At 64.1% G+C, this 22,854-nt stretch carries 19 protein-coding genes and 1 pseudogene; 7 read left to right on the top strand and 13 right to left on the bottom strand.

The window, feature by feature from the left end; all coding sequences use genetic code 11:
* Position 1: 1 nt before the first annotated feature.
* The 6 genes and pseudogenes from K289_RS0116625 to murI all read right to left on the bottom strand — a co-directional run bounded on the left by K289_RS0116625 (position 2) and on the right by murI (position 3,661).
* Entirely contained in the window at positions 2-316 is a 315-nt protein-coding gene (locus tag K289_RS0116625) for a type II toxin-antitoxin system RelE/ParE family toxin (RefSeq protein WP_371260825.1), read from the bottom strand.
* The gene (locus tag K289_RS0116620) at positions 282-509 is read right to left on the bottom strand and encodes a hypothetical protein (protein ID WP_027552564.1); all 228 of its coding nucleotides are present in this window, start codon (positions 507-509) and stop codon (positions 282-284) included. The genes K289_RS0116625 and K289_RS0116620 overlap by 35 nt, the downstream gene beginning before the upstream one ends.
* Before the next feature lie 105 nt (positions 510-614).
* Positions 615-1,232: a 30S ribosomal protein S4 gene (gene rpsD, locus K289_RS0116615; protein ID WP_018647416.1), complete on the bottom strand. Its 618-nt coding sequence runs from the start codon at positions 1,230-1,232 to the stop codon at positions 615-617.
* 200 nt (positions 1,233-1,432) lie between these two features.
* Positions 1,433-1,750, bottom strand: a pseudogene (locus tag K289_RS44530) (acyltransferase); the annotation flags it as partial.
* 281 nt (positions 1,751-2,031) lie between these two features.
* On the bottom strand, positions 2,032-2,805 hold the full coding sequence (locus K289_RS0116605) for an HpcH/HpaI aldolase/citrate lyase family protein (protein ID WP_027552563.1): 774 nt from the start codon (positions 2,803-2,805) through the stop codon (positions 2,032-2,034).
* A 58-nt stretch (positions 2,806-2,863) separates the two neighbouring features.
* Complete coding sequence (gene murI / locus K289_RS0116600; protein WP_027552562.1) at positions 2,864-3,661, bottom strand: glutamate racemase; 798 nt, start codon at positions 3,659-3,661, stop codon at positions 2,864-2,866.
* A gap of 172 nt (positions 3,662-3,833) precedes the next feature.
* On the opposite strand from murI, the gene K289_RS0116595 reads away from it, so the two are divergent.
* A complete protein-coding gene (locus K289_RS0116595) occupies positions 3,834-4,391 on the top strand; it encodes a cytochrome b (RefSeq protein ID WP_027552561.1) in 558 nt (185 codons plus the stop codon).
* Between the two features lie 220 nt (positions 4,392-4,611).
* Here K289_RS0116595 and K289_RS0116590 read toward each other — a convergent pair whose 3' ends face one another.
* Positions 4,612-5,418 carry a Crp/Fnr family transcriptional regulator gene (locus tag K289_RS0116590; protein ID WP_027552560.1) on the bottom strand — a complete coding sequence of 269 codons (807 nt, stop codon included), beginning with the start codon at positions 5,416-5,418 and terminating at the stop codon, positions 4,612-4,614.
* 283 nt (positions 5,419-5,701) lie between these two features.
* The gene (locus K289_RS0116585) at positions 5,702-6,784 is read right to left on the bottom strand and encodes a preprotein translocase subunit SecD (RefSeq protein ID WP_027552559.1); all 1,083 of its coding nucleotides are present in this window, start codon (positions 6,782-6,784) and stop codon (positions 5,702-5,704) included.
* Between the two features lie 154 nt (positions 6,785-6,938).
* Here K289_RS0116585 and K289_RS0116580 point away from each other — a divergent pair, with 154 nt between their 5' ends.
* Both K289_RS0116580 and K289_RS0116575 read left to right on the top strand, forming a co-directional pair.
* Positions 6,939-7,715, top strand: coding sequence for a hypothetical protein (locus tag K289_RS0116580; protein WP_027552558.1), 777 nt, complete (start codon positions 6,939-6,941; stop codon positions 7,713-7,715).
* 128 nt (positions 7,716-7,843) lie between these two features.
* Positions 7,844-9,751: an acyl-CoA synthetase gene (locus K289_RS0116575; protein WP_027552557.1), complete on the top strand. Its 1,908-nt coding sequence runs from the start codon at positions 7,844-7,846 to the stop codon at positions 9,749-9,751.
* A 73-nt stretch (positions 9,752-9,824) separates the two neighbouring features.
* On the opposite strand, the gene K289_RS0116570 is transcribed toward K289_RS0116575, so the two are convergent.
* Positions 9,825-11,201, bottom strand: coding sequence for an ABC transporter substrate-binding protein (locus tag K289_RS0116570; protein ID WP_027552556.1), 1,377 nt, complete (start codon positions 11,199-11,201; stop codon positions 9,825-9,827).
* A gap of 200 nt (positions 11,202-11,401) precedes the next feature.
* Between K289_RS0116570 and K289_RS0116565 the strand changes: the two genes are divergently transcribed.
* The 3 genes from K289_RS0116565 (at position 11,402) to K289_RS44525 (ending at position 17,127) form a co-directional block, all read left to right on the top strand.
* On the top strand, positions 11,402-13,255 hold the full coding sequence (locus K289_RS0116565) for an ATP-binding protein (RefSeq protein ID WP_027552555.1): 1,854 nt from the start codon (positions 11,402-11,404) through the stop codon (positions 13,253-13,255).
* Positions 13,256-13,399: 144 nt separating this feature from the next.
* Positions 13,400-15,226, top strand: coding sequence for a caspase family protein (locus K289_RS0116560; protein ID WP_371260824.1), 1,827 nt, complete (start codon positions 13,400-13,402; stop codon positions 15,224-15,226).
* A gap of 53 nt (positions 15,227-15,279) precedes the next feature.
* Positions 15,280-17,127, top strand: coding sequence for a caspase family protein (locus K289_RS44525; protein WP_035684952.1), 1,848 nt, complete (start codon positions 15,280-15,282; stop codon positions 17,125-17,127).
* Between the two features lie 170 nt (positions 17,128-17,297).
* On the opposite strand, the gene K289_RS0116550 is transcribed toward K289_RS44525, so the two are convergent.
* A complete protein-coding gene (locus K289_RS0116550) occupies positions 17,298-18,470 on the bottom strand; it encodes a M20 aminoacylase family protein (protein WP_027552553.1) in 1,173 nt (390 codons plus the stop codon).
* 100 nt (positions 18,471-18,570) lie between these two features.
* A complete protein-coding gene (gene purB, locus K289_RS0116545; protein ID WP_027552552.1) occupies positions 18,571-19,878 on the bottom strand; it encodes an adenylosuccinate lyase in 1,308 nt (435 codons plus the stop codon).
* A 572-nt stretch (positions 19,879-20,450) separates the two neighbouring features.
* Here purB and K289_RS0116535 point away from each other — a divergent pair.
* Positions 20,451-21,038: a TetR family transcriptional regulator gene (locus K289_RS0116535; RefSeq protein ID WP_027552551.1), complete on the top strand. Its 588-nt coding sequence runs from the start codon at positions 20,451-20,453 to the stop codon at positions 21,036-21,038.
* Between the two features lie 247 nt (positions 21,039-21,285).
* On the opposite strand, the gene K289_RS0116530 is transcribed toward K289_RS0116535, so the two are convergent.
* Together K289_RS0116530 and K289_RS0116525 are read right to left on the bottom strand one after the other, a co-directional pair.
* A complete protein-coding gene (locus K289_RS0116530) occupies positions 21,286-21,591 on the bottom strand; it encodes a hypothetical protein (RefSeq protein ID WP_027552550.1) in 306 nt (101 codons plus the stop codon).
* Between the two features lie 95 nt (positions 21,592-21,686).
* Entirely contained in the window at positions 21,687-22,727 is a 1,041-nt protein-coding gene (locus K289_RS0116525; RefSeq protein WP_027552549.1) for an MBL fold metallo-hydrolase, read from the bottom strand.
* Positions 22,728-22,854: the final 127 nt, after the last annotated feature.

Raw genomic sequence — 22,854 nt, 5'->3', positions numbered from 1 at the left:
TTCAGCGAGTTCTGGGTGGACGTCGGGCGGCGTGACGAAACCGCATAATAACGATTTCTGTCGCGGTCACACGATAATCGATCAGATAGGGATAAGGGTTGACCGGCAAGCGACGGACGTATGCACGAGTAGTCTGCCGCCCTGCATAAGGATGATCCTGGAGTAACGCGATGAGAGCGACAATACGGTCGCGTACGTGCACTGCTCCCTGGGCGATCGCGCCTCGATGTAGGTCAGGACTTCGTCGATCTGGGCGAGCGCCCGCTTCGTGTAACGGACATTCACAGCCCGTGCTTGGCCCACATGGCGCGAACATCGTCGGCCGTGGCAAGCTCGCCACGGGCGATTTCAGCCTCGGCCTCGTCGAGATCCGCCTCTTCCGCGGCCGTTAGCTGGATCGGAGGCTGGTCGACACCAGCGAGCTCAAGCAGCGTCCGCGCCAACTCGTCCTGCTCTGAATCAGGCAGGGTTGAAACCTTGCTAAAGGCCTCTTCCATAAGACGCGTCATGGTGTACTCCGCGAAGCGCAATCATAGCACAGATAGCCTGAGACGTGGGAGTGGCCGCCTCAAATGAAAAGGCCCCGGCGAACCGGGGCCTTTCGAACTTCGTTATCAGCGCGAATAGAATTCGACGACCAGGTGGGGCTCCATCTGCACCGGGAACGGCACGTCGGAGAGGCCGGGGATGCGCGCGTATTTCGCGGTCATCTTGCCGTGGTCGACTTCGAGATAGTCGGGCACGTCGCGCTCGGGGAGCTGGCTCGCCTCGAGGACGTGCGCGAGCTGCTTGGAGGCTTCCTTGACCTCGATCACGTCGCCGACCTTGAGCTGGTAGCTCGAGATGTTGACCTTGCGGCCGTTCACCTTGATGTGGCCGTGGTTGATGAACTGGCGCGCGGCGAAGATCGTGGAAACGAACTTGGCGCGGTACACGACCGCGTCGAGACGGCGCTCGAGCAGGCCGATCAGGTTCTCGCCGGTGTCACCCTTGAGGCGGCTCGCCTCGACATAGATGCCGTGGAACTGGCGCTCGGAGATGTTGGCGTAATAGCCCTTCAGCTTCTGCTTGGCGCGGAGCTGCACGCCGAAGTCGGAGAGCTTGCCCTTGCGGCGCTGGCCGTGCTGGCCGGGGCCGTATTCGCGGCGGTTCACGGGGCTCTTCGGGCGGCCCCAGATGTTCTGGCCCATACGGCGATCGATCTTGTACTTCGCCTCACTGCGCTTAGTCATCGCGTCCTCTTCGGGTTCATGGTTTGAGGAAACGCGCCCTCCTGTGTGACGGGCTAGCCCGGCACCGACAGGTCCGATCCCCAAAGCTTGGAAAGGGACAGGACCACGGGTCGCGAAACGCTTCGCGGGCCGAAATCGGCCCGCGAGCAGGGGGCTTTTAGGAGAGTTTGGGCCGCCCTGTCAATGCGATTAGCCCGGAATCAGGCCCTCACCGCCCGGATCGGCTTCGACCGAGCCGTCCGCAACTCGGTAGCAATTTCAGTGTTCAGCACCTGTTCCAGCCGGGTCAGGACCCGGGCGATCGGGGCGGCATCGGTCACGCGGTGATCCCAGCGGATCACGACATTTATGGTCTGGTCGGGCTCGACCACCCCATAGCTGACGATAAAGGGGCCCGGCGTGATGGCATGGAGCGCGCCGCCGCCATAGGCCGCGATAGAGGTCACCGAGAAGCTGCCGAACCAATTGCCCCGCTGTCGGCCGAAATTCAGCCCGACCGCCCAGGACAGCCGCCGAATGCGCGCATGAGGTCGCAGATCAGGCGGCGCGGCAGCGAAATGGACTTGGGTGTACCGCGCATCGTTCTCCGGTTCCCGCGGGTTGGAACGGCACTGGCGAGGCGGCCGTCGCCCGCCGCTTTGATCTAGCATGAGCGAACCGGTCCGGGGCCAACCGTTGTCGTCCCCACGACGGTCAAAAACTCAGGCGAAGATCTCCATAAATCGTGTCTTATCAATGTCTTGAATGGCTAATTTGACGTAACTTCGTACCCTCTTGCAAGATCGCCGGAACCTGCAATCTACCGCTTGATCCCCTCGAATGCGGCCATTATGCCGCGCTGGAACAGCGACCAGTCGAAGCCGAGCGCGATCGCGCGGTAGCCGCGGTCGATCAGGCGGTTGGCCTGCTCGGCGGTGCGGGCGACGCCGCCGATCGGCACACCGCTTTTGAGGATGCCGGCCTCGGCGCGGGCGATCAGTTCGAGCAACTCCGGATCGTCCATCTGTCCGCGCTTGTTGATCGAGGTGGCGAGGTCGCCGGGGCCGATCACCGCGACGTCGATGCCGGGCGTCGCCATGATCTCGTCGATGCGGTTGACGGCGTCGACATGCTCGATGGTGATCATGCAGATCATCTCGTCATCGGCGCCGGCCATGTAGTCCGGCATCGACTGGCCCCAACGGAACGGCGCGTGGAAGGGACCCCAGAGCCGGTCGCCGCGCGGCGGGTAGCGCACGCTGCGCACGGCCTTCTCGGCATCAGCGCGGCTCGCGATCATCGGAAAGTTGATGCCGAAGGCGCCGATGTCCATCGGCGCTTTCGCAAGCCACGGCTCGTTCGCCGCGATCCGCACCAGGGGCGTGCATGGCGTGCCCGTCGTGGCAGCGATCATCGCATGCGCTTCCGAAAGGCCGATCGGCCCGTGCTCGAGATCGACGATGATCCAGTCGAGCGAGCGCGCCATGATCTGCACGGTCTGCACGCTCGGGATCGTCGCTATCGCACCGAAGGCGGGACGGCCCTCGCGCCAGAGTTGGCGGAGGCGGTTGAGCGGCGTTGGCGAGACCGACATGGCAAACCTGCGGGGACGATGACGGCGGAGCCTAGCAGTGCGCCGTTGACGCGAGAAGTCAGGCCGGCACGCGGCCGCCGAAGAACGGCGTCAAGGTGGGCCCAAGCCCGTGTACGCGGTTCGAGGTGAAGATCATTTCCGCACCGGTCTGCACGATCTCCGCGGCCCGCGGACCGAGCAGGTCGGAGACGCGGCGTGCGATCGCGGGCGCTGGATCGATCCAGTCGACCGGCCAGGGCGCGAGTTTTTTCAAGCGCTCGAGCAGCAACGGATAATGCGTGCAGGCGAGCACCACCGTGTCGGTGCGCGCGCTCGCATCGTCGGGATCGCCGACAAAGCAGGGCTTCAGCTCGGCGAGAATGTCGCCGTCGCTGATCGTATGGCCGCCGAGCGCGGCTTCGGCGAGTGAGGCGAGCTCGGGCGAGCCCACAAGCGTCACCTCGCAGCCTTGCGCGAAGTCGCGGATCAGCGCCTTCGTATATTCGCGCTTCACCGTGCCCTTGGTGCCGAGCACCGAGACACGGCGGGTCTTCGACTGCGCACAGGCCGGTTTGATCGCCGGCACCGTGCCGACGAAGGGCAGGGAATAAGCGGCGCGCAGATGCGATAGGACCAGGGTGGACGCCGTGTTGCAGGCGATGACGGCGAGGTCAGGATCATGTGTGCCGATCAGTTCCCCCATCAGCGGGACCACGCGGGCGATGATCTCGTCCTCGCTGTGGTGGCCGTAGGGGAAGAAGGCGTCGTCGGCGACGTAGACGTAATGCGCGTCCGGGCGCGCGGCCACGACCTCGCGCAGCACCGTGAGCCCGCCAAGGCCGGAATCGAACACCAGGATGGTTGGAGTGTCGGTCACGTGGTTACCCTAGTCCTCGCATGGTTACCATTCGGTTTTTGGGGCGATTTTGCGGCCGAGCCGCCATGGTGCCGATTTGGAACGATTCCATTTCGTGGCTGCCGCATTGTCCCGCGATCAGCAGCCACGCTGCGGTGCGAGCCGGGATGCCTTCCGCAAACGGGGAGCTGACATGATCAGAAACACGAATGCCGGCTGGGGCAGCGTCGCCCGGTGGCTGCACTGGATTTTGGCGCTGGCGATCATCGGCATGATCGGCTTCGGCTGGTGGATGAACCACATCCCGGCGCGCCCGGACCGGTTCTTTTACCGCTCGATCCACGCCGACATCGGCTATGTGATCCTGCTGCTCACACTCATTCGTCTTGCCTGGCGCGCTTTGAACCCGACGCCGGCGCTGCCGGCCGAGACCTCGCGCTGGCAGAAGATCGCGGCCCATATCAGCCATGGCGCGCTGTATCTCGTGGTCGTCCTGGTCGCGGCGCTCGGCTGGGCGCATTCCGGCGCACGTTCGCCCAACTACTCGGACTTCTTCGGCCTGTTTCACATGCCGCAATTCACCTCGCCGGACCGCGCGGCAGCGGACGCCTACGAGCACCGCCACATCTTCTTTGCCTATGTCCTGCTTGCGCTGATCGCGGTTCACGTGATCGCCGCCCTCTGGCATCAGTTCATCCGCCGCGACCGTGTCGTGGCGCGAATGGTGAGCGGCGAGGCCGAGGCGGGGTAGCGGAGCGTCTCGGGGGGCGGGCGCTGCGCCTTTCATATGCCGCTGTACTGGATCGCCCGCCCCAGTGCGCAAGCGCGCAAGGCGGGCTATGACAGTGAGATTGTGGAACGCGCTTGCCCCAATCTCGTCCTTGCGAGCATAGCGAAGCAATCCAGACTATCTCCGTGGAAAGACTCTGGATTGCTTCGCTGCGCTCGCAATGACGACTCTGGGCGGCCGATCACGCAATCCTGTTCGTGGTCGCGGCCCGTTCGGCAGCCAACTGCTTCTGCAAGCGGTCGATGTTTTGCAGGAGGCGCTGGCTGGTCAGTACCAGGAAGTAATAGCCGAACTGTGGGTCCTGAAAATAGATCTCGAGCAGCCGGTCATAGGTGATCGTCAGCACCTGTCCGTCTTCGACGCATTCGATCGTTCCGGTTCGCCGGTTATCCGGCGTCAGGAATCCGAGCTCTCCCATGAGAGCTCCGGGCCCGATCTCGACGTTGATCTCCTTGACCAGGAACTTGCCGGTTACCGTGAGAAGCATCTCCTTGGCTGGATCGCCCAGCCTGAACAGGGTATCGCCGCGGCGGTATTTTCGTTCGGTCATGAACGGCTTGAGCCATTCGATCGACATGTCGCCTTCGGCCGCATGGCGCGCCTTCTTGACGAGCTTGAGCATCTGCCGGAGGCGCACGGCGTTGATCGGAAGCAGCAGCAGATAGAGGAGAAACGTCGAGACATTCGCGGAGAGCGCGCCGAAGGCGGCGAAGAACACGCAGCCGACCATGTTGGCGACGCGCAGCGGCACCATCGTCCGCATCAAGAGTGTGGCGACGAAGAAGCCGGCGCCGATGGCGGCGAGCAGATTGGCCAGCGTGATGTTGTGCAGGAAGATCTCCAGCAGCCGATTGAAGATCGCGTCGTAGGTGACGTTGTTGGGATCGAGGCCCATCTGGACCAAGATCTTCGCGATCCTCAGATTATCCGTTGCCGCATCGAGAATGCGGTCGAGGATCGACGAAATGTCTGCGCTGCCGGACGCCATGATATGTCCCCGCGAAAGGCCTTCAGTCCAGGTCGATGGTCTCAAGACGTATAGCCGAAATCGAATGACGACCGCTTGAATGGAATTTCCGGCGGTCTTGCCGCAAGAGGCAAATTTTAGCCTGAACGGGGGTTTCGGCAATTGCCCGTTCGTTGCGCCTGTGATCCGAGCGGTTCGTGATTCGGGAGCCCGGTTGGCGGCTTCGGACCTATGAATGGACTTGTGGGCGGGCTTGGCCCGCGTCAAGGCCATCAGCACGGGGGAGCGTCGGCGATCCCGTACCTTATGGCTTGGCGGCGGGCTGGACGACCTGCTGCTCGACGAGGGAAAGGTGCCCCGGCAGCGCGCCGGCGCGCAGCAGCATGGCGACTCTGTTGGCCTCTTCGAGAGTGAAATTGCCGGAGATCTGGACCGAGCCGCCGGTGATGGGCTCACGGATCACGGGGGCCGAAATCACCCTGTCGTCGAGCACGATGGCAAAGGGCTTGCCGATGTTCTCTTCCGTGACGTGCGCGAAGCGCCGGGCGCCGCGCGCATTGAAGGTGAACGAGGCAATCGGATCCTTGGTGCCCGTGGCAAAGCCCGGGCCGGCATAGCTGATGTCGTCGCCGTCGAGCGCGCTGTCCTTCGAAACCAGGTAGGATCGCTTGTCCTTGAAGCCGAACAGGACTTCGGAGCCGGCGGGAGGGCTGCTGAGCTCAGCCTGCTCCGCCGGCATCGAGAGGTCGACCGTGCGGAAGCTGACGCGCACTTTTTTGGCGAAGATCGCGATCACGCGCTCGGGCTCCATCATGCCCGGCAGGAAGATGCGGATGCGGTCCGGCCCGTCCGGCTGCACGCTGGCGAGCTTGATGTCGTTGTCCTTGAGGCGCTGCTCGATCATGGCGATGGAGTCTTCGACCAGATCGTGCTGCCGCGCGGCGAGGGCGGCATCCGCGGGCGTGAGCCTGATCAGTCCATCGCCGGCGTCGGTCACGGTGAACGCGTGCGTGGGCAACGTGTTTGCCACCGAGGTGAGCTTGCGCTCGAGCTGATCACGGCCCTTGGCGTCGGCGATCTTGACCTCGACGCTGCCGTCATGGATCGCAAGGCCTGAGAATGCAATGTGGCCGTCCCGCAGGTTTTTGTAGACGTCGTCGCGCAGGTCCGTGACGGCAGCCTCGCGCAGGCCATCCGTATCGACCTTGTAGACGATGCGCGATCCGCCCTGCTTCTCCATCATGTTGCCGACGAAGGCCGAGATTTTCGCGCGCATCTTGTCGAGCTGGGTCTCCTCGGCGCGGGCGGCGCGGGGCAGGGCGATCGCCGATGCCATCGTGAGCACGACAATCATCCGTGTGATCCGCTGCTGCAGGGTCGTGGTCATGGGGTCCTCAATTCGCCCAAGCGCGGGGTCAGGTGGCGAGACCAGCGCCAGTTGTTGGTCCCCCGATCGCGCGTGGAGGTTCAAGAATGAGGGTTCGAACCTCCTGGGCGCCAGGCGCAACTCACAGCCAACGCTGCCGACTTTGGAACATGCCATGCGAGCCGGGATCATCGGAATCATGTTGAGTGCGATGCTGGCCGCAGGCCCGGCAGCCGCCTACGACACGTATGACAGCCGAAGCCTGTTCGCCAACCCGATGTTCATCGACCACGGGACCAGCGACGTTGCCTATGACCCCCGAAACTGCGCCGGCGTTGATTGGGACGACGAGGTCGTGCTGGCGCGGGTGACGGCCGGCCCGCGCGTCAACTTCATCAAGAGTCCGGACGACGAGACCGGCAAGGCCCCAAGCTGCCCCGCGGCGGGCGGGGCCTGCCGCAAGAAATCCTATCTCGTGCCCGGCGACTTCGTGCTTGCTGGCCGGACGCGGGGCGATTTCACCTGCATCAGCTACCGCTCGCCGGTGAGAAGGATCCCGGCCTGGCGGAACGGCTGGCTGCCGCGCGCGGCGCTGAGCCCGGTCGCACCGATGCCGGCACCACAGCTCAGCGATTGGCTGGGCACCTGGAGCCTGCCGAACGGCAGCATCGCCATCACCGACGATGGCATCGGCGGTCGTCTGCACATCGTGGGCGAGATGGCCGTGGCCACGATGCGCGACGTCCACACCGGCACGCTCGATGCGCAGGTGAAGCCTGGAACGGACAACATCGCCTTCCTCGAGGACGGCTGGCTGCCGTTCGAGACCAATTGCGACAGCGGCTGCCGGGTGCGCATGCGGCGCGTCGGCCCGTTTCTGCTGGTGCAGGACAATGGCGATTGCGGCGGCGCCGGAGCCAGTTTCACAGGGCTCTATCGCCGCAGCCCGTAGGGAATGGACGAACGCCAAATCATCCATCATTCTGTCCACGCCCGACCGGCAAGCGGTCGGGAGCCCGCCTGAACCAAAATGTCAACGACAAAGGGGCGCGGAATGAACATGAGGGAGGACGGAATTCCATGGCGGGCATCCACGCGCTCGATCGGCTCATCGGCAACGACTACCCGGACCTGGCAACGGACGCGGAGGTGCGGGCCTTCGAGCAGGTCCCTTACGCGGATCGCGTCGCGGCCGCGAGCACTTATGACGCCATCAAGCTCGGCGCTGAGCGCAACCCCGACGGTCCGGCGATTCAGTTCCTGCAAAATGCCGATCCGGCCGACACGCCGCTCGTCGTCAGCTACCGCGACTTCATCGTCCGCGTCACGCAGGCCGCCAACATGTTTCACGCGCTCGGTGCGGAAAAGGGCGACGTCATCAGCTTCATGCTGCCGCTGGTGCCCGATGCCTTCGTGACGCTGTTCGGCGCGGAGGCCGCGGGCATCGCCAATCCCGTCAACCCGCTGCTGGAGCCGCACCAGATCGCGGAGATACTGGAAGCCGCAAACACCAGGATCCTGGTGGCGCTCGGGCCGATGCCGGGCACCGACATCTGGCAGAAGGTCGAGCAGATCCGCCCGCAGCTGAAACATCTCAAGGCGATCGTGCAGGTGTCCGGCGGCGGCGATCCCGCCAACGGAATCTACGCGTTCAACGATCTCATCAAGCAGCAGCCGTCCGACCGGCTTGTCAGCGGGCGCAAGATTCCTGGGAGCGACATCGCCGCCTATTTCCACACCGGCGGCACCACCGGCACGCCGAAGCTGGTGCGGCACACCCATGCCAACCAAGTCTATCAGGCCTGGGCGCTCGGTCTGATGCTGAAGTCGAAGCCAGGTGGCAACATGCTGTTCGGCATGCCGCTGTTTCACGTCGGGGGATCGCTGACGCAGGTGCTGCTGACGCTGTCGAGCGGCGGATCGCTCGTCGTGCTGTCGCCGAGCGGATGGCGCAATCCGAATTCGGTGAAGAACATCTGGGGACTGGTCGAACGCTTCAGGCCCGAGGCGCTGTCGAGCGTGCCGACGGTGCTCGCCGCCGCGCTCGCGGTGCCGCCGGGCAATGCCGACATCTCCAGCCTGAAATATGCCGCCGGCGGTGGCTCGGCGATTCCCGTCGCGGTCGGCTCGGCGATCCAGGACAAGCTCAGCTTGCCGGTGGTCGAGGTCTACGGCATGACGGAGACCTCGAGCGTGCATACGCTGGCCTATCCGTCGCGGCCGATCCGGCTCGGCTCGGTCGGCCTGCCGATGCCCTATGCGCGCGTGCGCATCGTGCAGCTCGATGCCGACGGTCGGCTGATCCGTGACTGCGCACCTGACGAGATCGGCGTCGTGATCATGGCCGGTCCCGGCGTGTTCGGCGGCTATCTCAACGGCGAACACAACGAGGGCGCCTTCGTCGACGAGGTCTGGGTCAATTCCGGCGATCTCGGCCGGTTAGATGCTGACGGCTATCTCTGGATCACCGGCCGCGCCAAGGATCTCGTGATCCGCGGCGGCCACAACATCGATCCGGCGCCGATCGAGGAGATCATGTTCCGCCATCCTGCCGTGGGCTTCGCCGCGGTGGTCGGCCAGCCCGATGCCTATGCCGGCGAGTTGCCGATCGGCTATGTGCAGTTGAAGCCGGGTGCCCAGGTCGAGCCCGGCGAGCTGGAGACGTGGGTACGCGAGCGCACGCCCGAGCGCGCCGCCGTGCCCGTGCAGATCATCCCGATCGATCCAATGCCGGTCACCGGTGTCGGCAAGGTGTTCAAGCCGCAGCTGCGCTGGGACGCGGCGCAGCGTGTCTTCGCCAAGGTGCTGGCGCCGATCGCCGAGCGCGGCATCGACTGCAAAGTGAAAGTCGGGGCCCATGGCAGCCACGGCTCGATCGCCACCGTCACGCTTGCGGGACTCGCGGCGGAGCAGCGCGAGGTGGTCGCCGGCGAGGTGCACGCGCTGCTTGCGCCGTTCGTGATGCGGCATGAGGTCGGATTCGCCTGACCGGCATTGCCGAGCGGCTAGTTAGGCCCGATGGAGCCGCGCACAGCACGGCTCCATCACTACCGATTGGCCGCTACCCGCGGATCGCCGCATTGGCCTGCTCGGCCGCGCCTGTCATCGCGTCCTTTGCCGATTTCGCCCCGTTGACCACTTCGTTGACGCCGATCATGAAGGCGTCGAGGATCAGCTTCGATTGCGGGTGGAAAAGAATGGCCTTGGCGCGGTCGACATCGGCATTTTGCAGGTTGGTGAGCGCCGCCTCAGCGGCCTCCGCGCCGAACGCCGTCTTGAAGCCTTCGCTGGACCACGCCGATACGCGTGTCGTGGCCAGCCCCGCTGCAGCCGTCTGCAGCGATGTCGGCTTGCTCGTCGCCCAGAGCAGGAACAGGAACGCTGCCCGCTTGTTTCGTGACTTGGAATTGATGCAGGCCTGCCAGTGCGACATGAAGGGAACGGGTGCACGGCCGGGGAGATGCGGGAAAGTTGCATACCCGGCGTGCCCAGCCACACGGCTCTTCGCGGGATTGGAGATGTCGGTCGCGAAGTTGCTGCTGTCGATGGCCATTGCGGTCCTGCCCTGCAGGAAATCATCCAGCACGTGGTACCATTCATAGCTGCCGGCGCCGAAAGGTCCGGCCTGGCTCAGTATCTGTCCGTACATCTCGACGGCCGCGATCGCCTCGGGGCTCGCGAAAGCGGCCTTGTTGTCCTTGACCATGGCTCCGCCGTACGAGAACACGAAGCCCAAGGCCGGCGGGCAGGAATTGAAGCTGGCCTGGGCCCGCATGGCGATGCCCGACATCTCGCTGGTCTTGACCGCCTTGGCTGTGGCAAGCAGCTCTTCGAATGTCTGGGGAACCGGCAGGTTCCTGGCTGCCAGCGCATCCTTGTTGATGAACAGGGTCATCGCCTCCGAGGTGATCGGGATGGCGTAGCGTTCGCCGTCCGACCACAGCGGGAAGGCTCGGGCTGTTTTCAGCAGGTCGTTCTCGTCGTACCAGCCGAGATCGGTCAGCGACCTCTGGGAGTAATAGTGGTTCAGCGGCTCGAGCCATCCTGCCGAGATGCCTTGACCGTAGATCGTGAACATGAAGACGTCGGGCGTGCTGCTGCCGCGCGCGAGCCTGATCGGCAGAGCGCTCATGAACGTGGTTTCCAGCTGGAAATCGGCGTCCACCGTGATGCCCGTGAGCCTGGTGAACTCCGGCAGCAGCGGCGTGATCGCATGCGACCAGGGATGGATCGCACCCGCAAGCGTGATCGTCTGCCCGGCAAACTGCTTCCAGTCGATCGACGCGCTTGCGTAAGCCGCAGTGGTATCCTCGGCAAAGCCCCAGCGCGGCAGCGCGGTCAGAGCCGGCAGGACTACGCCAGCCGTCCCCAATCCCCTGACGAAGCTGCGTCGGCTCGCCCGATAGCGACGGCCCGATGAGTTTTCACCCTGCGCCATGTTGATGCTCCCTCGATCACCAAGGGCATTCATTCATAGCACGCGCGCGGGACCGTACACCTGCGACATCGCGGCTCTCACCACTGAAGTGGTCCGATGAATGTCGGGTTCCCGACCTACCCATCCGTGCTATTGTCCTATCATGCTCTGGCGTCGGCACCAGAACACGCACGGTCACACGAATCGAAGACGCACGGCCAATGTCCGTCCCTGTTCGGGCCCTGCCTTTGCGATGGCTTGCTCGTCCGCTGGTCCTGGCGGTCGTGGCGCTGCTGACGCTGTTTTCCGCGACCGCAATTCTCGGCCTGGAATATTGGCAGGAGCGGCAATCCACTCATCACGTGGTCGGGCATAGCCGCCAAGTCCTCGAAACACTCGATCGGCTGCGGGCGATCATCGCGGAACTGGAGGCCGAACGTCGCGGGTATCTGATGACCCTCGACCCGACCTATCTCAAGGCCTACGGCGTCTCCGACGAAGGTGTACGGCGAGAGGCGCAGGCGCTGCAGGCGCTGGTCGCGGACGATCCGTTGCAGAGGCTGCGCGCTCAACATCTGGCGCTGACCGTTACAGCCAAGCTGCGCGAGATCGACGAGATGGTGAAGACGGCCGGCACGTCCGGGCTGGCGGCGCTGGCGATGATCCGCAGCATGGATGAGATCCGCTCGCAGATCGACCTGATGGTGGATCACGAGCGCTTCCGTCTCGCCGACCGCGAGGCGCGCGCCGAAGCCTTCGAGCAACGCTGGACATGGTGGATCACCGGCGCCGTTGTCCTCGTCGTCGCGCTGGCTGGAGCTGCGCTGGCGCTCGCGCGGCTCGAAGCGAAACGGCGCAGAAAGGCGACCGAGGAGAACATCCAGCTCCAGAGCGATGTTGCAGCGCGCGATATCAAGATCCGGCGCCTGTTCGATGCCAACATCATCGGCATCATCATCTGGGAGGTCGAGGGACGCATTCTCGAGGCCAACGATGCCTTCCTGCGCATCGTGGGCTACGACCGGGAGGATCTCGTCTCGGGGCGCGTGCATCGGACCGACCTCACGCCGCCGGAATGGCGCGACCGCGACCTGCAAACCGTGGGGGAATTGAAGCGGGTCGGGACGGCCCTGCCATTCGAGAAGGAGTATGTGCGCAAGGACGGAAGCCGCGTGCCCGTGCTGATCGGCGGGACCATGTTTGCAGAAGGCGGGGATCAAGGGGTCGGCTTTGTGCTTGATCTGACGCCTCTCAAGCGGGCGGAAGCCGAAGCTCGCGAACACGAGCGGCGCTACCATGAAGCCCTGATTGAGCTCGCGCACGCCAATCGCGTCACCACGATGGGGCAGCTCACCGCTTCGATCGCCCATGAAGTCAACCAGCCGATCGCCGCGATCGTGGCGAACGCCGAGGCCGGGTTGACTTGGCTTCAGGCTCAACCGCCAAATCTGGAGCGGGTCAGGCAGACGTTCGGCTGGATCACCGCTGATGGCATGCGAGCCGGCGACATCATCGGCCGGATCCGAGCGCTGATCAGGAAGGCGCCCCCGCAAAAGGAGGACATGGAGATCAACCAGGCGGTGCTCGAGGTCATTGCGCTGACCCGCAGCGAAGCGTTCAAGAACGGCGTCTCGGTGCGAACGCAACTTGCCGAAGGCTTGCCGCCCGTTCAGGCAGATCGGGTTCAACTTCAGCAGGTGATCCTCAACCTGATTGTCAACGCGGTCGAGGCGATGGCCGGGGTCGGCGAGGGGGGACGCGAGTTGCTGATCAGCACCGGCAGGGACGCATCGAATGGCGTGCAGGTCACCTTGCGGGATTCCGGTCCGGGACTGGATCCGAAGAATGTGGAGCGCCTGTTCGACGCCTTCTACACCACCAAGCCGACAGGCATGGGGATGGGCCTCGCCATCTGCCGCTCGATCATCGAGGCGCATGGCGGACGGATGTGGGCCGGCGCGAACGAGCCTCACGGCGCCGTCTTTCAGTTCACCCTGCCTCTCGCGCCAGACGAGACCGCATCTCGCCTGCTGAGGACGGGTGAGCCAACGGCTCTACGCTCTGCGGCCCGATGACGGGCATTATCCATAGACCCGCTTGGATGCCTTTATGTGACGCTTGTCACAGAAGGGAGATTGCTTTCGGCCATGCTGTGAATAGTGTGTTCTGGAATTGCATCCGGGGGGACTGCAGTGATTCCGTTTCGGCTTTTTGGTTTATTGATTTTTGCAATCTGGCTGACTTGCGGACCGGCTCATGCCGAGAAGCGGGTCGCGCTCGTGATCGGCAATTCCGCCTACAAGAGCGTGCCGCGGCTCGCTAATCCCGTGAGCGATGCCGGCCTGATCGGCGGCATGTTCAAGAGGGCTGGCTTCGACGCGGTCGATGTTAAACAGGATCTGAGCGGCGCCGAGATGCGCAAGGCGCTGCGCGAGTTCGGCACCCGCGCGCGCGATGCCGACGTCGCGGTCGTCTACTATGCCGGCCACGGCATGGAGGTCGATGGCAACAACTACCTCATTCCGATCGATGCCGCTCTCGAGACCGATACCGACGTCTACGACGAGGCGTTCCCGCTTGATCGTGTGCTGGTGAGCATCGAGCCGGCGAAGCAGCTTCGGCTGGTCATCCTGGACGCCTGCCGCGACAACCCCTTCGCCAAGACCATGAAGCGGACGGTGGCCTCGCGTGCGATCGGCCGCGGCCTTGCCAAGATCGAGCCGACCAGCCCGAACACCATGATCGCCTTTGCCGCGAAGGCCGGCTCGACGGCCTCCGATGGCGATTCCAAGAACAGTCCGTTTGCGACGGCGCTGGCCGATCATCTGCCGAAGCCCGGCCTCGATCTGCGCAAGGCGTTCGGGTTCGTGCGCGACGATGTCCTGAAGGCGACGAGCTACAAGCAGGAGCCGTTCGTCTATGGTTCGCTGGGCGGCGATGACGTGGCGCTGGTGCCGGCGAAGCCCGCCGCGGCCGGCCCGCAGGCCAATCCGCAGGACAGCGTACGCCGCGACTACGAGCTTGCGTTGCAGGCCGGCCTCCGCGAGGCCTGGGAAGCGTTTCTGCAGGCCTATCCCGACGGGTTCTATGCCAATCTGGCCCGCGTGCAACTGAAAAAGATTGCGGCCGAAGAGGAGCGCGCCACGGCGACCGAGAAGGCGCGTCTGGCCGAACAGGAGAAGGCAAGGCTCGCCAGCGAACGCGTCCAGAAGGCGGAGCTGGAAAAGGCCGCCGCTGCGGCGAAGGCCGCAGAGGACGCGCGCATCGCCGCCGAGAAGGCCAAGCAGGTCGAGCAGGCCAGAGCCGAAGCGGCCGAGCAGCAACGCAAGGCGGCCGAAGCTGCCGCCGCGAAGGCGCTTGCCGAGAAGCAGGCGGCGGAGAAGGCCAAAATCGAGCTTGCCGCCAGGCAGGCCGCGGAGAAGGCGTCCGCCGAGCAGGCCGCAAAACAGACAGCCGATCGGCAGATGCCCGAGAGCGAGAGCCAGAAAGTGGCGGCGCTTTCGCCGGCGCCCGCGTCCACACTATCGGCGGCCGATCTGGCGAAATCCGTGCAGAGCGAATTACGCCGCGTCGGCTGCCTTTCCGCCGCCGTTGACGGCGACTGGAGCGCCGCATCGCAGCGCTCGCTGACGCTGTTCAACAAATATGCCGGCACCAAGCTCGACGCGAAGCTTGCGAGCATCGACGCGCTGGATGCGCTGAAGGCAAAGCCGGGCCGCGTCTGCCCGCTCGTGTGCGATCACGGCTTCAGGGCCGATGGCGATCAGTGCACGAAGATCTCCTGCCGCGCCGGCTATCGCGTCAGCGACGACAACGAATGCGAGAAGATTCCGGAGAAGAAGCCGGTCGCGACGCGCGAGGATTCAAGGAAGCGCGATACGGAGCGGAAGGCCACCGAATCTTCACCGGCCAAGCCTGAGGCGAGTGGGCAGATTATTTGCACTCAGACAGGCTGTCGCCCGGTGCAAAAAGGGTGCCGGCTGGGCAGTGGAGTTATCCCTGGAAGGGTCCAACTCCCCGGTGTAGGCCAAGAGGTGTGCAATTAGTTTTGCGTAACGACCGATTCTGTGCCGTGCATCAAGGCCCGCAGGTGATTAGCGTGAACATCATTCGATTATTCTGTGCATTGATTTTTGCAGCTTTCTTCGCCTGCGCGCCCGCGCAGGCTGAGAAGCGCGTCGCGCTCGTCATCGGCAATTCCGCCTACAAGAACGTGCCGAGGCTCGCGAACCCGGCAAACGATGCCGGCCTTATCGGCGACATGTTCAGGAAGGCCGGCTTCGATGCGGTCGACGTCAAGGTGGACCTCAATGCCGCCGAGATGCGGCGGATGCTGCGTGAGTTTGCCGGCAAGGTCCGCGACGCCGACATGGCGGTGATCTACTACGCTGGCCACGGCATCGAACTCGACGGCAACAACTATCTCATCCCGACCGACGCCACGCTGGAGACCGACGGCGACGTTCTGGACGAGACGGTCGCGCTCGATCGCGCGTTGTTCGCGGTCGAGCCGGCGAAGCGGTTGCGTCTCGTCATCCTCGATGCCTGCCGCGACAACCCCTTCGCCAAGACCATGAAGCGCACGGTCGCCCCGCGTGCGATCGGCCGCGGGCTCGCCAAGATCGAGCCGACCAGCCCGAACACGATGATCGCCTTTTCGGCCAAGGCGGGATCGACGGCATCCGACGGTGACACCGGAAATAGCCCGTTCGCCACGGCGCTGGTCGATCATCTGCCCAAGCCCGGGCTAGATCTGCGCAAGGCGTTCGGCTTCGTGCGTGACGACGTCTTGAAGACGACCGGTAACAGGCAGGAGCCGTATGTTTATGGCTCGCTGGGCGGCGACGATGTGGCGCTGGTGCCGGCGAAGCCGGCCGCGACCGGCCCGCAGGCCAATCCGCAGGATGCCATTCGCAGGGATTATGAGCTCGCGCTCCAGCTCGCCACGCGCGACGCCTGGGAAGCGTTTCTGGCGCAATATCCGGAGGGTTTCTATGCCAATCTGGCCAAGGGCCAGTTGAACAAGATCGCCGCCGAAGAGGTGCGCGCGGCGGCGACCGAGAAGGCGCGTCTGGCCGAACAGGAGAAGACAAGGCTCGCGGCGGAGCGCGCGCAGAAGGCGGAGCTGGAAAAGGCCGCCGCGGCGGCGAAGGCGGCCGAAGACGCGAGGGTCGCGGCCGAGAAACAGAAGCAGGTTGAGCAGGCCAAAGCGGAAGCGGCCGAGCGGCAGCGCAAGGCGGCCGAGGCTGCGGCCGCGAAGTCCGCCGCCGACAAGCAGGTGGCCGAGAAGGCGGCCGCGGATCTCGCGGCAAAGCAGCAGGCCGAGCGCGCGGCAGCGGAAGCTGCGGCCAAGCCAAAGCAGGACGGAAGCGAGGCTGACAAGAAGGTCGCTGCGCTGGCCACGGGGCCAAATTCCGCATTGTCCGACGCCGATCTCGCGAAATCCGTACAGCTCGAATTGCGGCGCGTCGGCTGTCTCACCTCAGGCGCTGGTGGTGAATGGAATTCGGCGGCGCAGCGCTCGTTGACGCTGTTCAACAAATACGCCGGTACCAAGTTCGACGCGAAGCTTGCGAGCACCGACGCGCTGGATGCGCTGAAGGCCAAGCCGAGCCGCGTCTGCCCGCTGGTCTGCGATCACGGCTTCAGGGCCGATGGCGATCAATGCGTCAAGATCACCTGCCGTGCCGGCTATCGCGTCAGCGACGACAATGAATGCGAGAAGGTCCAGGACAAGAAGCCGGTCGCGACGCGCGACGACGCGAGGAAGCGGGACGGCGAACGGAAGCTAGATGAGGCCACTCCTTCCAAGCCGCAGGTCAGCGGTCAGATGATCTGTAACCAAGCAGGCTGCCGTCCAGTCAGGAGTGGGTGCAGACTGGTGGGGCAAAAATCCGGCCTCAACACGGCCGGATACTATGGTGGACAGATGGAAGTGTGCAATTAAGCGCTCGCGTCGAGACGGCATCGTAGCCCGGATGAGCGCGGCGATATCCGGGACCTTGCTGCAACCTAGCGAGAACCCTCCCGGGTGTCGCTTCCGCCCTCGCTTCTTGAACTACGACGGCCAAGTCCTCACCCGGGCTGGAGCGACTGCGAATGCGGTTCTGGTTTAGTCTAGCCCGTTGGCATCCTCGTCTCGATCAGGCGCACCCAATAGGAGGCGCCGTGGCCGAGGATGTTGTCGTTGAAGACGTAGGCCGGATGGTGGCACTCGTTGCCGTCGCCCATGCCGACCAGGATCATCGCGCCGGGGCGCGCTTCCAGCATGAACGAAAAATCCTCGGCGCCCATCATCGGGATGAACTTCTCGTTGACGCGCTCGGCGCCGACGATGTCGCGCGCGACATCGGCGGCGATGCCGGCCTCGCGCGGATGGTTCATCGTCACCGGATACATGCGCGTGTACTTCGTCTCGGCCGAGCCGCCATAGGCGCGCGCGACGCTGTCGGCGACTTCGCCGATGCGGCGCTCGACGAGATCGCGCACTTCGGGATCGAGCGTGCGCACGGTGCCGCTGAGCTCGGCGACCTCGGGGATGATGTTGAAGGCGGTGCCGGCGTGGAATTGCGTGACGGAGATGACCGCCGATTTCAGCGGATCGACATTGCGCGCGACGATCGACTGCAGCGCGTTGACGATCTGTGAGCCGATCAGCACGCTGTCGACCGCCTTGTGGGGGCCGGCGCCGGCGTGGCCGCCTTTGCCGTAGACGGTGATCTGGATGTTGTCGGAGGAGGCGAGCATCGGACCAGGCGTGGTCGCGAAATGGCCTTCGGCGAGGCCCGGCATGTTGTGCATGCCGTAGACCTCCTGGACGTTCCAGCGCGTCATCAGCCCGTCCTCGACCATGGCCTTGCCGCCGCCGCCGCCTTCCTCGGCGGGCTGGAAGATCAGAACTGCGGTGCCGTCGAAATTGCGCGTTTCGGCGAGATATTTTGCGGCGCCCAGCAGCATCGCGGTGTGGCCGTCATGGCCGCAGGCGTGCATCTTGCCGGGGACTTTCGAGGCGTAGGGTACATCGGCGGTTTCCATGATCGGCAGCGCGTCCATGTCGGCGCGCAGGGCGATGGTCTTGCCGGACGCGCTCTTGCGGCCGCGGATCACGCCGACCACGCCGGTGCGGCCGATGCCGGTCACCACCTCGTCGCAGCCGAACTCGCGCAGCCTGTCGGCGACGATGCCGGCGGTGCGGTGGACTTCGTAGAGCAACTCGGGATTCTCGTGGAAGTCATGGCGCCAGGCGGCCATTTCGTCGGAGAGGGCGGCGATGCGGTTGACGATGGGCATGGGGAGGGTCCGTTCTCTGGGATTCTTGAGCTACCGTATCGTCATTCCGGGGCGACGCGCCAGCGTCGAACCCGGAATCTGGAGATTGTGACCAAGGGGGTTACGACTCCCCGAACACGCGCTTGAAGATCGTGTCGACGTGCTTGAGGTGGTAGCCGAGGTCGAACTGCTCCTCGATCTCGGCGTCGGTGAGATACTTCTTCACCTCGGCGTCCTTCTTCAGGAGCTGGAGGAAGTCGCCTTCGCCGCGCCAGACCGGCATCGCATTGCGCTGCACAAGCTTGTAGGCGTCCTCGCGGCTCGCGCCCTTCTGCGTCAAGGCAAGCAGCAGGCGCTGCGAATGCACCAGGCCGCCGAGGCGGTCGAGATTCTTCTGCATGTTGGCGGGATAGACCAGGAGCTTGTCGATCAGGCCGGCGAGGCGCACCAGCGCGAAGTCGAGTGTCACGGTGGCATCGGGGCCCATCATGCGCTCGGCCGAGGAGTGCGAGATGTCGCGCTCGTGCCAGAGCACGACGTTCTCCAGCGCCGGCGTCACATAGGCGCGCACCATGCGCGAGAGGCCGGTGAGGTTTTCCGACAGCACCGGGTTGCGCTTGTGCGGCATCGCGGACGAGCCCTTCTGCCCTTCGGAGAAGAACTCCTCGGCCTCCAGCACCTCGGTGCGCTGGAGATGGCGAATCTCCACCGCGAGGCGCTCGACGGAAGAGGCGATCACGCCGAGCGTCGAAAAATACATCGCGTGACGGTCGCGCGGGATCACCTGCGTCGAGATCGGCTCCGGCGTCAGGCCCATGGCCTTGGCGACATGCTCTTCGACGCGCGGATCGATCTGCGCGAAGGTGCCGACGGCCCCGGAGATGGCGCAGGTCGCAACTTCTTTCCGCGCCGCGATCAGGCGCTCCTTGGCGCGCGAGAACTCGGCATAGGCATAAGCGAGCTTGAGGCCGAAGGTGACCGGCTCGGCATGGATGCCGTGACTGCGGCCGATGGTCGGCGTCATCTTGTGCTCGAAGGCGCGCTTCTTCAGCGCCGCCAGCACCTTGTCGAGGTCGGCGAGCAAGAGGTCGGCGGCGCGGGTGAGCTGCACGTTGAGGCAGGTGTCGAGCACGTCGGAGGAGGTCATGCCCTGGTGCACGAAGCGCGCCTCGGGGCCGACGATCTCGGCGAGATGGGTGAGGAAGGCGATGACGTCGTGCTTGGTCTCGCGCTCGATCTCGTCGATGCGGGCGACGTCGAAAGTGGCGTTCTTGGCCTTTTCCCAGACCGTGTTGGCAGCCTGTTTCGGGATCGTCCCGAGCTCGGCTAGCGCGTCCGCCGCATGCGCCTCGATCTCGAACCAGATCTTGAACCGCGTCTGCGGCTCCCAGATCGAGGCCATTTCCGGGCGAGTATAACGGGGAATCATCTGACGGCTCCAGAAGGTGGGGCGGGGGCGCCCCATGGGAGGCAAGGGGCGCGGCTCCGGCCAAAATGCTTTTTACGCCGCGATTTAGCAGAGCGGGGAGGGCGAAACAAACGGCCAGGACGAGGTAGCGGGGGATGACCGGAAGCCACGCGCCGAACGCGGCCGTTTCGGCCCTAACCGACGGCTCAGAAATTAACTGTCAATCACGGATCATTGACTGACAGATATTGAAATCTGTCAGCGTGACGTGTATATCCGTTCTGGGACGCTCCACTTGGGCGTCCCGCGGTCACCTCCTGGGGCCCCAACATCCGAAACAGTCACGGATCGAGGGACGCAATTGAAGGGCGAGGGCCGCGGACGAATGGAGAATAAGAAAATGACGACCGAAATCATCAACTTCACCGGGACGATTGGGCATTGGCTCAATTTGCTGGTGGCGCGCCAGATCGCGGCGCAGGCTGCAAAACTGCCTCATTAAGGCGAGAGCCTTCCGAACGACCGGCGCGGCCGCTTCGGAAGTGGTCCTATCGCCGGGTAACTGAGCCCTTTAGCGGGAACATGGTGCTGGCATGAATGAAGCCGTTGTACTGACGCCGGAGCGGATCCTCGAAGTCACCGAGGACGTGCTTCGGCGCTACGGACTTGCCAAGGCCACCGTGGTCGATGTTGCTCGTGCGCTCGATGTGAGCCATGGCAGCGTCTACCGGCATTTTCCGAGCAAGGCGTCGCTGCGCGAGGCGGTGGCCAAACGCTGGCTCGAGCGCATCGACGGGCCGTTGCGCCAGATCGCTGAAGACGCTGCTGGTCCCGCGCCGGAGCGGCTCGACCGCTGGCTGCGCACGCTGTTCGCCGCCAAGCGCGAGCGCGTCTGCGACGATCCCGAGATGTTCCAGACCTATCTCACGTTGGCGCGCGAAGCCTGCGCGGCGGTGAAGTGCCACAAGGATGGTCTGATCGACCAGATGTCGGCGATCCTCGCCGACGGCGTGAAGCAGGGCGTTTTCAGTGTCACCGACACCAAGGCCACCGCACGCGCGATCTTCGACGCCACCAGTCGCTTCCACCATCCGGCCCATGCCGACGAGTGGAAGGATGCCGATCTGCCCGCACGCGTCGACGCGACGCTGGCGCTGCTGCTGCGCGGGTTGCAGGCCTAGACCGGCACGCCCACTTCAAAGTGCGGAACGGTGCTTCCTGGTTCCACTTCCCATCGGGAGAAGTCGACTGCCGAAGCATGCAATACCGCCTGTGGGTCACACAGTCGCAGAGGCAGATTGGGACACTAACGTCTTGGTCGAGGTGCGTGCGACCGCTCTCGGAAGAATCGAAGAGACTTTTAGCGACCGCCAAGTGAGGCGGCCCCTTTAGGGCAGACAATCGGACGCCATACCTTTGAGTAAGACTTCACCCTCTCGCCTTGTGAAGAAGCGCGTCATCGCGCAGCGGCGGCGAGGGAGCCGCGTGTCTGCGCGCGTGCAACGCGGCGCGGGTCGACGGCACAACCGGCGGGCTTTCCGGGTATGCATTGACTGCGATTTCGACGACGTCCTTTGACCGCTTGCGAAGGCGGTAGAATGTCAGCTCCTGATCGAGCATGGGGCAGCGGAAGTTGACGACGGCCGTATCCGGCAAGCGGCAAAGTTCGTCGATGAGCTCGCCGACCGTGATGATCGGGGGATGAGGGACTGCCTTGTGATTAGCCTTACTCATGGCGCTACTCCTTCACTCCTCTACTAACCACAGCGTGACGGCCTCGGTTCCGTTCCGCGCAGCTCGTACAAAGGTACGAACTACGCACCTATGCGCTAGAGATTCGATCCCAACCGCAGGCTGCGCGACCGCAATATGCCGAACGGGTCTTCACGAGCGGCCAGTCTGCGATATGTCGTGAGGTCCTCGGGCGTCGGACCTTCCCCGCGTCTGACATTCGTGCCAGCAGTCGTTCCGAGCGGAATCGACGTGCCGAGGCCGGCATAGAGATAATTGTCGCCGAATGCCTTCTTGAGCGCGGCAAAAGTCGGCTCACCGGTGCAATGTCCCGGCGCGATGCTGTCGACCCTGAACCTGTCCTTCAGCGCGGTGACGACCTTCGCGATCATCTCGTCAGGCGCAACGACGAGATGAAATCCACCCGCGATGAGATGAATCCTGGGATTGATGGCGGTCGCCGCCTCGACGATGCGCTCGATCCCGGGATGCGAACAACCGACCAGAAGGACCACTCCGTCTGCAGTGTTGACGGCCAAGGACAGCTCCTTGAGTTCTTTGGTCCCGGGGGCATCGGAGATCAGCGAGATAAGCGTGATCCCGGGAGCAATCTCGGTCGTCTGGTCGATCAGTTCGAAATTTGCGTTGGCCCATGCCGAGCCGAACTTCATCACCTCGGGGGGCTTGCCAGCATAGTACCGCATCTCCGGCGGCAGCGCCTCGTCCTTCCGATAGAAGCTGGACGGCAGCGACGAGCCGTAGATGCCAAATCCCTCCTTTGGGGCATAGACCTTGACGGTCGGATTGACGCTCAGGACGTAGGACAGACCGGCCATGTGATCGGAGTGACGGTGCGAAAGAACGACAAAATCGAGGTCGGAGAGGTTGACCCCCTTGGCCTTCACGTTTGCCGCGAAGATCTCGGGGTTATCGCCCGTATCGAACAAGATGCGCTTTCCCGCGATTTCGACGAGGGCTGAATAGCCCCAGTCTTTTGTCATCGCGTCATTTGTGCCGAAGGCATCATAAAGAATGGTGATCTGATTTTTCGCTTCGATCGCGGAGCTTTCACCTGACGGGGCCACCGCAAGAATGCCCGAAGCAATCAGTGTTGCAAGAAGACTGTCCCTGATGTTCATGGAAGCGTCTCCTGTTGTCGTGCAAAACACACAACGGGAACGAGGCGGCTTCTGAGGAGCAGTTCAAATGGGCTCGCGTTGAAAAACCCGAGCCCGATAGACAGTCGCCGACCTTGTGCCAGATGTC

Origin of the sequence: Bradyrhizobium sp. Cp5.3 (assembly GCF_000426265.1) — a bacterium.
Classification (GTDB): Bacteria; Pseudomonadota; Alphaproteobacteria; order Rhizobiales; family Xanthobacteraceae; genus Bradyrhizobium; species Bradyrhizobium neotropicale.
This window is presented reverse-complemented; position numbering and strand designations above follow the sequence as displayed.

Coding starts and splice junctions, on each gene's coding strand:
- K289_RS0116625 (WP_371260825.1), bottom strand. CDS start 316: ATGTTCGCGCCATGTGGGCCAAGCACGGGCTGTGAATGTCCGTTACAC.
- K289_RS0116620 (WP_027552564.1), bottom strand. CDS start 509: ATGACGCGTCTTATGGAAGAGGCCTTTAGCAAGGTTTCAACCCTGCCT.
- rpsD (WP_018647416.1), bottom strand. CDS start 1,232: ATGACTAAGCGCAGTGAGGCGAAGTACAAGATCGATCGCCGTATGGGC.
- K289_RS0116605 (WP_027552563.1), bottom strand. CDS start 2,805: ATGTCGGTCTCGCCAACGCCGCTCAACCGCCTCCGCCAACTCTGGCGC.
- K289_RS0116595 (WP_027552561.1), top strand. CDS start 3,834: ATGATCAGAAACACGAATGCCGGCTGGGGCAGCGTCGCCCGGTGGCTG.
- K289_RS0116590 (WP_027552560.1), bottom strand. CDS start 5,418: ATGGCGTCCGGCAGCGCAGACATTTCGTCGATCCTCGACCGCATTCTC.
- K289_RS0116585 (WP_027552559.1), bottom strand. CDS start 6,784: ATGACCACGACCCTGCAGCAGCGGATCACACGGATGATTGTCGTGCTC.
- K289_RS0116580 (WP_027552558.1), top strand. CDS start 6,939: ATGCGAGCCGGGATCATCGGAATCATGTTGAGTGCGATGCTGGCCGCA.
- K289_RS0116575 (WP_027552557.1), top strand. CDS start 7,844: ATGGCGGGCATCCACGCGCTCGATCGGCTCATCGGCAACGACTACCCG.
- K289_RS0116570 (WP_027552556.1), bottom strand. CDS start 11,201: ATGGCGCAGGGTGAAAACTCATCGGGCCGTCGCTATCGGGCGAGCCGA.
- K289_RS0116565 (WP_027552555.1), top strand. CDS start 11,402: ATGTCCGTCCCTGTTCGGGCCCTGCCTTTGCGATGGCTTGCTCGTCCG.
- K289_RS0116550 (WP_027552553.1), bottom strand. CDS start 18,470: ATGCCCATCGTCAACCGCATCGCCGCCCTCTCCGACGAAATGGCCGCC.
- purB (WP_027552552.1), bottom strand. CDS start 19,878: ATGATTCCCCGTTATACTCGCCCGGAAATGGCCTCGATCTGGGAGCCG.
- K289_RS0116535 (WP_027552551.1), top strand. CDS start 20,451: ATGAATGAAGCCGTTGTACTGACGCCGGAGCGGATCCTCGAAGTCACC.
- K289_RS0116530 (WP_027552550.1), bottom strand. CDS start 21,591: ATGAGTAAGGCTAATCACAAGGCAGTCCCTCATCCCCCGATCATCACG.
- K289_RS0116525 (WP_027552549.1), bottom strand. CDS start 22,727: ATGAACATCAGGGACAGTCTTCTTGCAACACTGATTGCTTCGGGCATT.